The sequence below is a fragment of the Ochrobactrum chromiisoli genome (assembly GCF_026241335.1).
Lineage (GTDB): Bacteria > Pseudomonadota > Alphaproteobacteria > Rhizobiales > Rhizobiaceae > Brucella > Brucella chromiisoli.
Genome location: NZ_JAPHAV010000031.1, coordinates 1 through 11,708, shown reverse-complemented (window position 1 = coordinate 11,708; position 11,708 = coordinate 1). Strand labels below are relative to the sequence as shown.

Here is an 11,708-nt window from a genome sequence, read left to right as displayed (position 1 = left end):
TTGCATCAAGCTGATCAAGGGCGGACAGCGAGCGCCAGAACTGTGTTGCCAGACCACTCGGACGCTGAAGCGCGACCTTCACATTTTCCAGCACGCTCAGATGCGGAAAGGTTGCGGAAATCTGGAAAGAACGCACCAGCCCCATCCGCGCCACTTTGGCGGGATTGGTTTTGGTGATGTTTTCGCCAAGCAGCGTAATCTCGCCGCTTGTTGGCTGGAGAAACTTGGTGAGCAGGTTGAAAACGGTTGTCTTGCCTGCACCATTCGGCCCGATCAGTGCATGAACACGCGCGTGCTCCACATCAAGATCGACATTCTTCACCGCATGAAAGCCGCCAAACGACTTGCCCAACCCGCGCGCTGAAAGAACCGTCCCTGACGGCTCTGCTTCTCGCAGAGCCGTGGCATTCTCAATTGCTGTGTTCATCCAATCACACCCTTATTGCGTGACCAAGGGGCAGCCGCCTTTATCAAGCGGACGGAACGCTTCTTCACCTGGAATGGTTTTGAGGACCTTGTAGTAGTCCCATGGACCAGTGGATTCTTCTGGTGTCTTGACCTGCACCAGATACATGTCATGTACCATGCGACCGTCTGCACGCAGTTTTGCATTGCGGGCGAAAAAATCATTGATGTCCATGCCGCGCATCTGGTCGAGAACGGCTTTGCCCCCCGTTGACTTCGCGGCTTCTGCGGCTTTGAGGAAGTTCATAACAGAGGAATAGACCCCGGCATGAACCATGGTTGGCATCTTACCGCCCATCCGCTCGCCAAAGCGCTTTGACCATTCGCGCGTCTGGTCGTCATAGTCCCAATAGAAGCCGGTGGTCAGCGTCAGCCCCTGCGCTGTTTCCAGACCAACACTGTGAATATCAGAAAGGAACAACAGCATGCCCGCAATACGCTGGCCGCTTTGCGTAATGCCATATTCACTGGCCTGCTTGAGCGCCGTCATTGTGTCCCCCGATGAATTTGCGAGCGCAATGACGTCGGCACCAGATGCCTGTGCCTGCAACAGGAATGAGGAGAAGTCTGTCGTTTCGCGCGGATGGCGTACGGAGCCTACGACTTCACCGCCGCTGGCTTTGACGGCCTCAGTTGTATCACGCTCAAGCGCATGGCCGAAGGTGTAATCAACGGTAATAAAGTACCATTTTTTTCCGCCTTCCTGCGTGACAGCGCGACCCGTGCCGTTCGCGAGTGCATAGGTGTCCCATGTCCACTGCGCGGTGGTTGGCGAGCAGGCCTTACCCGTCAGGTCAGATGAACCTGCGGTCGAAGCAAGAAAGGCTATGTCCTTATCGCGGGTGATTTCCTGCACGGCCATCGCAACAGAAGATGTCGGCACATCGATAATGGCCTTGACGTTCTGCTCATCAATCCAGCGCCGAGCAAGCGTAGAACCGATGTCAGGCTTATTCTGATGATCACCGACGATCACTTCAATCGTCTCACCATTCAGCTTGCCGCCAAAATCTTCGACTGCCATTTTCGCGGCGACGACTGAGCCCTCACCTGCGAGATCAAAATTCATCCCCGACATGTCTGTCAGAACACCGAGCCGCACCGGCTCAGAAAGAGCCGGACTTGCACTGATCATTGCCGCCAGAGCAGCTGTCGCTATGAATGCTTTCATTTGAGTGTCTCCTCCACACTTTTATCGGTCAGCTTGCCTCGCTGACCGTCTCCCCGATTATCTTTGCCAGCAAAAACTGATCAGCTTCGTAGCCATTTGCCCAGTTGGTGCGGTATCTGGAATCGATTGCCTGTTTAGACATGCGCAGCGCCAATGGCGGGCATTCAAGGATGGTCGCAGCCAGAGTTTTCGCGGCAGACAACGCAGCCCCATCCGCCGCAATCTCATCGCACAGACCAAGGGTCAGCGCGCTTTCACCTGAAACACGCTCACCGGTAAACAGCAGTCGCTTGGTTTTTGAAGGTCCGATAAGTCCGCTCAATAGCGGCAGGCCACCCCAGCCCAGCGTCATGCCAAGGCGCACTTCCGGGAACTGAAAAAAGGCACTTTCCGCCATGATGCGAAAATCGGCAGAGAGCGCGAGAATACCACCACCGCCAACTGCCGGACCTTCAACGGCTGCAATCGTCACCTGTGGCAGACTGCGCCATCGCTCACACATGCGCCCACCCTGCGCCATCGCATTATGACGGGTGACGGCATCTGCATCGGGACGCCAGAGCAGATCATCCTTCAGATCCACGCCACCGGAAAAACGCGACTGCGTTCCGCTGAGGATAACAACCTGAATCCCGACATCCGCTGAAAGCTCATCTGCCGCCGCAATCAGCGCATTGATGGCTTCATCATTCAGCGCATTGGCCTTCGCTCCGCGATCATAAGTAACGATAGCGAGGGGGCCTTCGCGCCGGATGTCCACAATGGCCATTTCAATCCTCCCAATCGAATTCAGCTTTGACATACTACTGAGTATGTTGCATATTCTTTTTGAGTTTGCAACTGCCCTCTTTTGAAGGTTTAGTCGCAAATCGGGCAGGAGGATTTCTAAATATGACGGCAGACCAGCGCGCATTAAACCGTGAGCATTCGGTGTTACGATACATTCTTGATCGTTTTGCTGCAGAGCAACCGACAGCACCCTTCGTTCATTTCTGGCCATCGATCGAGTGGGACTATCAGACAACGCGCGATCATGTTCGCCGGCGCGCAGCAACATTGCAATTGCATGGCGTGAGACGCGGCGATCATGTCCTTTGCTTTATGGGCAACGGCCCTGACCTGCTCACAACCTGGTTTGCTATCAACTATATTGGTGCAGTTTATGTGCCAATTAATACCGCTGCACTCGGACGCCCGCTGGAACATATTCTGGACGACGCGGACGCGCCGCTCATGGTCGCACATGTTGACCTCGTGGAACGTTTGCGAGACATCGCTCGGGGCAAGCTGCGTAAGGTTCTGGTGGTTGAGGGCACAGTTGACTGCGCAGTCGCTGGCGTGGAAACCCTGCCTCTGATTGATGTTGAAACCGTCAGTGAGACCGAACTTGTTCTCGACACGCCGATTGAGCCGTGGGACACACTCGCGATCATGTACACTTCTGGTACGACTGGCAATGCCAAGGGCGTCGTGACGTCTTATGTGCAGCTCTATACGATGGGTCCAGACGCATTTGATTGCGTCGACGAAACGGATCGTTGCATGATCTGTGGGCCGATCTTCCATTGCGGTTCCACGCTCTATGTCTATGCGATGTTGGCACGCGGACTGTCGATTGGCATGATGCGCGAATTCAAAACGCAGCATTTCTGGCAAGCGGTGCAGGAAACGAAATCGACCTACTGCCTGTTGCTCGGCGTGATGGCGAGCTTCCTTCTGAAACAACCCGTTTCACCGGATGACCGCAACCACCCGCTGCGCCGCGCCTTCATTACCCCGTTCGGTGAGGATGGTCCGTTGTTCGCCGAAAGATTTGGTGTGGAGGCCTGGACCATCTACAACATGACCGAAATCGCCAGCCCACTTGTTGCCGGCCCAGGCATCACGCAAAAAGGCATCGCTGGAAAACCACGCCCTTGGTATCAACTCCGTATCGTTGATGAAAACGATATTGAGTTGGCAGATGGACAAGCAGGCGAGTTGGTGATCCGCTCCGACCGTCCATGGGCTTTGATGAAAGGCTATTACAACAACCCGAAAGCTACCGTGGAAGCGATGCGCAATGGCTGGTTTCACACAGGCGACAGTTTTCGCAAGGATGAAAACGGGGTTTATTTCTTCGTTGATCGTCTGAAAGACGTCATTCGGCGGCGCGGCGAAAATATCTCGTCTTTCGCCTTGGAAGCCGAAGTGCTTTTCCACGAAAACGTTAAAGAATGCGCAGCTATCGCAGTACCCAGTGAATTGAGCGAGGATGAAGTCCTGATCGCCGTGACGCCCGTGGAAGGACAGGAAATTGTTGCTGAGGAACTACTGGATTTTCTCGCAGGTCGTCTGCCCCGCTTTATGGTGCCGCGCTATGTGCGGATTTTGGGATTTCTTCCAAAGACGTCCAGCGGTAAAATTCAGAAACATATTTTGCGCAGTGAAGGGGTTACTGGAGACACGATCGATCGCGAGTTGAAAGTGAAACGCGCAAGTTGATTTGTAGAAGCTCGAAACCGATAAATCGAAAGAACCGAACACATGGAAAATTTCGTTATCAACACAACGCCATCCATCGTGCTACAGAACGGTGGTCTGGCGAAGATCGCCGATATTGCCGGGCACCTGTTGGGCAAGCGCGTTGTGATCGTGACCGACAAGGGATTGCGCAAGCTCGGACTTCTGGACCCTGCAACAAATGCGCTGGAACAAGCAGACATTGCCGTTTCGATCTTTGACGACGTGCAGGCTGATCCGCCAGAAAGCAATGTTCTCGCGCTGAAAGATCACATTCTGGCACATGAAGCGACAGGTGTCCTCGCCATTGGCGGCGGCTCCTCGATGGATGTTGCAAAGGTTGCAGCCCTGATCGCAAAGAGTGGCCAAGTGCCCAACGACATTTACGGCGTCAACATTGCACGTGGCCCGCGCCTGCCGCTCGTTGTGGTGCCGACGACAGCGGGAACAGGGTCGGAAGTCACACCGATATCGATTATCACCACGGGAGCATCGGAAAAGAAGGGCGTCGTTTCTCCGCTTCTGCTGCCGGACATGGCAGTGCTTGATGCAGATTTGACCGTAGGTCTGCCAGCAGCGGTAACCGCCGCTATCGGCATCGATGCGATGGTGCATGCCATTGAGGCATATGCGTCAGCGTCTGCCAACAACAATCCCCTGTCGCGCTCATTGGCGTGCAACGCCCTGCAACTGCTCGGATCCAATATCCGCACTGCAGTCTTTGAAGGCCAGAACCGTGATGCACGGGCTGCCATGCTGCTTGGCTCATTGCTTGCCGGTCAGGCTTTTGCCAATTCACCGGTGGCTGCGGTTCATGCGCTCGCCTATCCGATTGGCGGGCATTTCCATGTGCCGCACGGCTTGTCCAATGCACTCGTGCTCACGCATGTGCTGCGCTTCAACCTTACGGAAGCAAGCCATATTTACGCGGAAATCGCAGCGGATGCTTTCCCCGAACTTGCCAGCATATCCGTGGAAAAACGCGCAGAAGCCTTTGTCGAAAAACTGGCAGATCTCAGCCGCGAGCTTGGCGTGCCACAAACATTACGCGAGGTGAATATTGCGGAAGGCGATCTGCCTCTGCTTGCTCGCGACGCCATGAAACAGACCCGTCTTCTGGTCAACAATCCTCGCAAGGTAACCGAGTCGGATGCTCTGGCGATTTATAAGGCTGCATATTGATATAGTCGCACCTGGCATCAAAAAAAGGCCGGTTAAACCGGCCTTTTTTCGTCTCGATCAACAAATCTCGAACAAGCCTGCCGCGCCCATGCCGCCGCCAACGCACATAGTCACCACTACATAACGTCCATTGCGCCGCTTACCTTCGATGAGAGCGTGCCCGGTCATTCGTGCACCCGACATTCCATAAGGATGGCCAATGGAAATAGCGCCGCCATTCACATTGAGCTTGTCATTATCGATGCCGAGCTTGTCGCGGCAATAAAGTACCTGCACTGCGAAGGCCTCATTCAACTCCCACAGATCGATATCATCGACCGTCAAGCCATGCTGTTTTAGCAGTTTTGGCACGGCATAAACCGGACCAACGCCCATCTCGTCAGGTTCACAACCTGCAACCGCCATCCCGCGATAAATACCGAGCGGAGAAAGGCCCCGCTTTTCCGCTTCCTTCGCTTCCATCAGCACGGAAGCGGAAGCCCCGTCCGACAACTGTGAGGCGTTACCAGCGGTAACAAAGCCACCCTGACCTACAGTCTGGGCACCAGCAAAAACAGGCTTCAATCCACGCAAGCCATCCAGTGTGGTTTCAGGACGATTGCCTTCATCCATGGCCAGCTCGACGCTTTTCGAAAATATCTCGCCTGTGACCTTGTCCTTGATCAGCATATTGGATTGAAGCGGTACAATCTCGGCGTTCAACCGGCCCGCAGCCTGAGCGGCTGCTGTGCGCTGCTGCGATTGAAGCCCATATTCGTCCTGCGCCTCACGCGAGACGCCATAACGCGCCGAAACGATCTCGGCCGTCTCAATCATGCTCATATAGGTGGCGGGCAGATGCTTGTTTAGCCCGGGATCGCGCCAGCGATAGACATTCATATGATCGTTCTGCACCAGCGATATCTGCTCCACGCCACCGCCAATGGCAATCGTCATACCATCGCCGGTTATCTGTTTGGCGGCTGTTGCGATAGCCATCAGCCCCGATGCGCATTGACGATCCATCGACTGGCCCGGAACTGAAACTGGAAGGCCAGCCCGCAACAAGGACGTGCGGGCGATATTCATGTGGGTCGTGCCTTGCTGAAGCGCAGCACCGAGGACGACGTCCTCTACTTCCGCGCCATCGATGCCCGCCCGCTTGACCGCAGCGGCAATCGCGTGGCCCGCCAGCGCTGGCGCAGTCGTGTCGTTGAAGGCTCCGCGATAGGCTTTGCCAATCGGCGTGCGCGCGGTTGATACGATTACAGCTTCTCTCATCAGAGCTCCTCCACTGGCGCTGGAACGTGAAGCCTTTCGGCTAGGTTTCTCAGTTCCGGAGTAAGCGGAACGGGCCGTCGCGTGTCTCGGTCTACATAGACATGCACATATTCACTTATCGCAGCGGTCAGCTCTTCGCCATCCTTGAAGATACCGAACCCCCACAGCAGACTGGTATTGCCGACATGCTCAACACGAACCCCAACGACGACATTGTCAGGGTAGGAAATCTCGGAAAAATAATTCGTTGAATTGCGTGCAACGATACCAATGGGGGTGGAACCATTCAGCTCCAGAGCGCCAGACGCAATAAGCGACCGGTTCAATGCTGCATCGCAATATTGCATGTAGACGACATTGTTGACGTGGCCATAAATGTCCATGTCGCTCCAGCGCGTCTGCATCACATAGAACTCCCGATAGGCCGACCGTAGTTCAGCCTTCGGACGGGCTTTGGAGGCCGTCATTCAATGACCTCATTGGCGCGCGACGTCGCAATGATGCGATCCACATGTACCAAACCGGCTTCGGTCTCTAAGAAATTGGTCATGTTGTTTATCTTTGTGAAAGCAGCGGCAACGGCTTCCGGTGTTCGCTCGCCTTTTGGTAGATAAACCCCCTCACTTTCTATAATCGCCAAACGGGCCACAGTGCCCGCACCAGCCAGAAGCACCGTGCGGCTTGGCGCTCGTTCACCAACGAGGAAGAGAGCAGCAGGAACGACGTTCTCAGGTGCGAGACGCACCAGCATTTCTTCGTCCAGTACATCGCCGGTCATGCGCGTTGCAGCAGTCGGGGCAATAGCATTAACATGAATGTCGTATTTGTCGCCTTCAAGCTGCAACACATTCATCAAGCCCACGAGCCCGGCTTTGGCCGCACCATAATTGGACTGCCCGAAATTCCCATAAACACCCGACGTAGACGTCGTCATCAGGATGCGACCATAGTTCTGGCCTTTCATGATGTCCCAGACAGCGCGACTGGCATTCGCCGAGCCAATAAGGTGCACGTCAACTACGGCGCGAAAATCGGACATTTCCATCTTCGCGAAGCTCTTGTCGCGCAAGATCCCGGCATTATTGATGAGAATATCAACGCGACCGAATTCTTCGACCGTGCGCTTCGCCAGCGCCTGCATGTCTTCGAACTTTGCCACATTGCCAGCATCGGCGATGGCAACGCCGCCATTAGATCTAATTTCTGCAACGACTTTTTCAGCTGCTTCGGACGCGCCGCCTCTTCCATCCCGGCTACCGCCAAAATCGTTGATGACAACTTTTGCGCCACGGACTGCGAGTTCAAGGGCGTAAGCACGTCCAAGCCCACCGCCAGCGCCTGTAACGATTGCAACGCGATTTTCAAAAGAAATAGTCATACGATCCTCACCCTACCGTCAGAATAAGCCAATCAGCGGCCAGCGCCGGCTTTGCTTCACCTTTAATTTCAACAGTCGCACAAAGAGTCTGAAGCTGGCCATTCCCCTTTGGCAGAACCGATTTGGAAGTGAAAACACCCCGAATAGACGAACCGACCTTCACCGGAGCGAGAAAGCGAATCTTGTCGAAACCATAATTGATTTCGACTGCGCCTGTGGCAACTTCCGGCAAGACTTCGCGGCTGAGTTTGGACAGCAAGCTAAGGACAAGAAAGCCATGTGCTATTGTACCGCCAAAGATACTTTCGCTTGCAGCTCGCGCCGGGTCCGTGTGAATGAATTGATGATCATCGATTACATCCGCAAACTGATTCACCAGCTGTTGATCGATACTAATCCAATCTGAATACAGAACCAGACTTTCCGCGTCTGCATTGGGCGCAGACGCAGCAGAATTGGGGTTGACTTCCAAAATTATATCCTCCAAGCGCCGAAAAATGGACAGCAGTCGCATTCATCAACAACATACTCAGTAGTATGCACTTGAACATAGCTTTGTCTAGTGGCATTTTACCATCGAAATTTGTTAGGATTGGTTGCCGCCTACCTATAAATAAATCGGAGTAGCAGATGGCTGAGCGCCGCCGAAATAACCGAACGGACAATACTGGCAATGTCGTAATCCTGGAAACAGCCGCTCAGTGCTTCATGGAGCAAGGCTTCTCGTCAACAAGCATTGATGATGTGGCGCGCAGGATGGGTTCTACGAAAGGGCGCATTTATCACTACTACTCATCGAAGACGGATTTGTTTTTCGACGTGCACCGAGAAGGTATGGATCGCCTTTTCAAGGCTGTCGAATCGGTTATGACCATGAATGGTTCGGGCCTGCACCGACTTGAAGAAATGCTCATGGCGCATGCGCTCACCATGATGACCAACGTCGCTTTCGAAGCCGTGGTGGTACAGGGCGTCCATATGCACAAGCTGGCGGCAACCACCCCAGATCAGCGCCGCACACTCAACGACCTTATTTCCATCCGACGTCGGTTCGAAGATTTGTTTAAGCAGATTATTCGTGAAGGGATCGATGACGGCAGCATTCGGGAGGTTGATGTGTCGATAGCTGCCAAAGCCGTACTCGGCGCAATCAACTGGTTGTCCATCTGGTATCAACCGAGAAGCGCTCAAACTGAGAGCGACAAAATTGCTTTAGCCAAAGAGATTGTGAATATCCAAATAAATGGGCTTCGTCGATCCAACTAAGTATTGCGACAACGAAACAAGCAGTCCCACCAGGCTTTATAAGCCAGAGTAAGCGCAGCGCTTTCAGTTCCGCAGATGAGCACATGGGTAATCTTGAGCATAACAAGTGAGGATCGATCCATCTGAGTGCCAGTCAAGAACGTGAGCACGGCGGCAAACGCCCAGAGCCGCACTCAAAGCTCTTGACGGCAGCTGCCTATAAGTAACAGCTGACACCTGGACTTGTCCCGCTTTATTTCCGCCTCATGATCTTGTTTCGGCGGTTATTTGTTCGAATTGAGCGGGCGATATTCCTCCGAGGGTCGAATGCCTTCTGCGTATGTTGTAAAATCCGTTTATGTATTTGAATAGCGCATCCGTCAGATGCTGCCGTGTTTGCCAAGTATGTCGCCAAATCAGCTCCGCCTTCAGTGTCTTGAAGAATGTTTCTGACACAGCATTATCCCAGCAGTTTCCTTTTCCACTCATCGAGACCTGGAATTCGAGCTGTTTCAGCCGCTTTTGATAGTCATGAGCACAGTATTGACTGCCACGGTCTGTATGATGAATGCAGCCTGGCTCTGGATTGCGCAAAGCAATTGCTCTGTTCAATGCCTGTAATGCAAGATCTTGTTTCAAACGATCGCTGACAGCCCACCCCACCACGCGCCGTGAATGGAGATCGATGATAACAGCCAGATATAACCATCCTTCGCGTGTCCATAAGTAACTGATATCGCCCGCCCATTTCTGATTGGGCTTGTCAGCTGTGAAATCCTGATCCAGCAAGTTCGGGGCTATATTGAAAGTATGGTTGCTGTCAGTTGTCACCTTATGCTTGCGGGTTCTAACCGCATAGATGTTGTTCTGGCGCATCAAACGGCCAACGCGTCGTTGCCCAACAGATAATCCTATATCCTGGAGTTCTTGCGTCATGCGAGGCCGACCATAAGATTGAAGGCTAAGATGATATTGCTCTCGAATATGAGCGAGGATCACCATGTCCTGTCTTTGCCGCTTGCTTAATGGTCGTCTGCGCCACGCACGATAACCACGTGATGTAACATCCATAATCTGGCAAAGCCGATGAACTGAAATTTGATGGCGGTGTTCTTCCACGAAAGCAAACCTTACTTGTTTTGGTTCGCGAAGAACACGGTGGCGTTCCGCCGGGTAATCGATTCACTGGATCGATTACATTTCCGGCTTCAATTTAAAACTTCCCTCTCCTCCAGAAGTAGGCGGTTCTCTTTGCGCAAGCGTTCATTTTCTTTCGCCAGATCAATATCGCTAGCTGGAGGCATATCCGCAGGACGAGAGAGCTGTATCCATTTTGATAAAGTGGAAAGGCCAACGCCCAAATCAGACGCTACCTCGCGCCGAGTAAGGCCACTTGTAAGTGCAATCCGAACGGCTTCGCGTCGGAAAGCATCAGTATGTAACACTGCCATAAATCTTCTCCTTAATGACAAATAGTCTATTCAAGGAGGCGGAATCAAACCGTGACAAGTCCACTTAATGTCGTATGATCAGGGACTGGCAGATCAAGGCCCATCAATTGCAACAAAGACATCATCAAGCCTTCAGTCTGGCGCAAGGGTTGATTGAAGACCTGCCCGCACATCAAAGATGTTTCAATCGCCAGTTCTGAATAGCGCGCCTGCCCACCGGGTGTTGTGCGGCGCGGGGCTGACCAACCCGCAATGGCATCTTCACTGATCCAGAAAGTGATGCTGCCACGCTGGCGCAAACCAGCATCATACTCAGGCCAGTTGATAACCTTGAACTTCTGCGGCGGTATCTTATGGCGTTGAGCAGCGTTATGTTTGAAAGGCATGAACGAGACCCCGAAGACGAAACGAAAACGTCAACGGCTAAAGCCTAATTCTCTAAGTTCAGTAAATCTGAACGCCTTCATGCACCAACGCCCCTGAACACCAATCTCCAGTGCAGCTTCAAATTGCTTGATAAAAGCTCGTCGATTCAGAGTTCCTGTTAATGGATCCGTACTCGCTGTTCTTGCTAGTTCATTAGAATGTTTTACTAACGCCCGGTAGGTTCGCTCAAGCTTCTCTAGCCTAGAAAACCAGATTAATCCAATTGGAATAGCGATAAGAAATGGTAATATTAGGCGGACAAGGATTGTGATTGTATCAGCTTGGGCACCAACGATGACGCGAATACCGGTTGACAGCGAAATAGAAATAAAGGCGGCGACCAGAGTTACTTTTGCGGTTTTTATTACCACATAATTCGATGGCAGTTTCACGAAAGTCCCCAATCGTAAACATTTTACATGTTATAATTTCTTTAAAATTCCGACGCATGGCGCCTAGACGGAATATTAGCTTTCCGACGAAGTGCTTCCTGACTCCCACCTCAGAGCCTGAATCATAATGAATGTAATGATATCAGGCTCTTGCGATACGCCGTGTGAGGAAGCGGATATTTGCGATGTATATCCACGCTTCGGAAGAAGCGATAGTTTTCTCGAAGTCTTTGGCC

Annotated in this window: 10 protein-coding genes and 4 pseudogenes; 3 read left to right on the top strand and 11 right to left on the bottom strand. The window is 52.8% G+C overall.

Annotated elements, in window-relative coordinates:
- The 3 genes from OPR82_RS22200 to OPR82_RS22190 form a co-directional block, all read right to left on the bottom strand.
- A partial coding sequence (locus OPR82_RS22200; protein ID WP_265987147.1) for an ATP-binding cassette domain-containing protein occupies positions 1-427 on the bottom strand: 427 nt, incomplete at its 3' end.
- Between the two features lie 12 nt (positions 428-439).
- The gene (locus tag OPR82_RS22195; RefSeq protein ID WP_265987146.1) at positions 440-1,636 is read right to left on the bottom strand and encodes an ABC transporter substrate-binding protein; all 1,197 of its coding nucleotides are present in this window, start codon (positions 1,634-1,636) and stop codon (positions 440-442) included.
- A gap of 28 nt (positions 1,637-1,664) precedes the next feature.
- Complete coding sequence (locus tag OPR82_RS22190; RefSeq protein ID WP_265987145.1) at positions 1,665-2,405, bottom strand: enoyl-CoA hydratase/isomerase family protein; 741 nt, start codon at positions 2,403-2,405, stop codon at positions 1,665-1,667.
- A gap of 122 nt (positions 2,406-2,527) precedes the next feature.
- On the opposite strand from OPR82_RS22190, the gene OPR82_RS22185 reads away from it, so the two are divergent.
- The gene (locus tag OPR82_RS22185; RefSeq protein ID WP_265987144.1) at positions 2,528-4,120 is read left to right on the top strand and encodes an AMP-binding protein; all 1,593 of its coding nucleotides are present in this window, start codon (positions 2,528-2,530) and stop codon (positions 4,118-4,120) included.
- Between the two features lie 42 nt (positions 4,121-4,162).
- Positions 4,163-5,320 carry an iron-containing alcohol dehydrogenase gene (locus OPR82_RS22180; RefSeq protein WP_265987142.1) on the top strand — a complete coding sequence of 386 codons (1,158 nt, stop codon included), beginning with the start codon at positions 4,163-4,165 and terminating at the stop codon, positions 5,318-5,320.
- Positions 5,321-5,377: 57 nt separating this feature from the next.
- On the opposite strand, the gene OPR82_RS22175 is transcribed toward OPR82_RS22180, so the two are convergent.
- From OPR82_RS22175 to OPR82_RS22160, 4 genes are read right to left on the bottom strand one after another with little or no spacing between them, the layout of a single operon-like run.
- Positions 5,378-6,580: an acetyl-CoA C-acyltransferase gene (locus tag OPR82_RS22175; RefSeq protein WP_265987141.1), complete on the bottom strand. Its 1,203-nt coding sequence runs from the start codon at positions 6,578-6,580 to the stop codon at positions 5,378-5,380.
- The gene (locus OPR82_RS22170; RefSeq protein WP_265987139.1) at positions 6,580-7,047 is read right to left on the bottom strand and encodes an acyl-CoA thioesterase; all 468 of its coding nucleotides are present in this window, start codon (positions 7,045-7,047) and stop codon (positions 6,580-6,582) included. The genes OPR82_RS22175 and OPR82_RS22170 overlap by 1 nt, the downstream gene beginning before the upstream one ends.
- The gene (locus tag OPR82_RS22165) at positions 7,044-7,958 is read right to left on the bottom strand and encodes an SDR family NAD(P)-dependent oxidoreductase (protein ID WP_265987138.1); all 915 of its coding nucleotides are present in this window, start codon (positions 7,956-7,958) and stop codon (positions 7,044-7,046) included. The genes OPR82_RS22170 and OPR82_RS22165 overlap by 4 nt, the downstream gene beginning before the upstream one ends.
- A 7-nt stretch (positions 7,959-7,965) precedes the next feature.
- Positions 7,966-8,430 carry a MaoC family dehydratase gene (locus tag OPR82_RS22160; protein WP_265987137.1) on the bottom strand — a complete coding sequence of 155 codons (465 nt, stop codon included), beginning with the start codon at positions 8,428-8,430 and terminating at the stop codon, positions 7,966-7,968.
- Between the two features lie 158 nt (positions 8,431-8,588).
- On the opposite strand from OPR82_RS22160, the gene OPR82_RS22155 reads away from it, so the two are divergent.
- Positions 8,589-9,224: a TetR/AcrR family transcriptional regulator gene (locus OPR82_RS22155; RefSeq protein WP_265987136.1), complete on the top strand. Its 636-nt coding sequence runs from the start codon at positions 8,589-8,591 to the stop codon at positions 9,222-9,224.
- 243 nt (positions 9,225-9,467) lie between these two features.
- Here the strand turns inward: OPR82_RS22155 and OPR82_RS22150 are convergent.
- The 4 pseudogenes from OPR82_RS22150 to OPR82_RS22135 form a co-directional block, all read right to left on the bottom strand.
- Positions 9,468-10,654: pseudogene (locus tag OPR82_RS22150) on the bottom strand (IS3 family transposase).
- 62 nt (positions 10,655-10,716) lie between these two features.
- A pseudogene (locus OPR82_RS22145) lies at positions 10,717-11,040 on the bottom strand (transposase); the annotation flags it as partial.
- 90 nt (positions 11,041-11,130) lie between these two features.
- Positions 11,131-11,472 (bottom strand): annotated as a pseudogene (locus OPR82_RS22140) (GGDEF domain-containing protein); the annotation flags it as partial.
- Positions 11,473-11,614: 142 nt separating this feature from the next.
- Positions 11,615-11,708 (bottom strand): annotated as a pseudogene (locus OPR82_RS22135) (IS5/IS1182 family transposase); the annotation flags it as partial.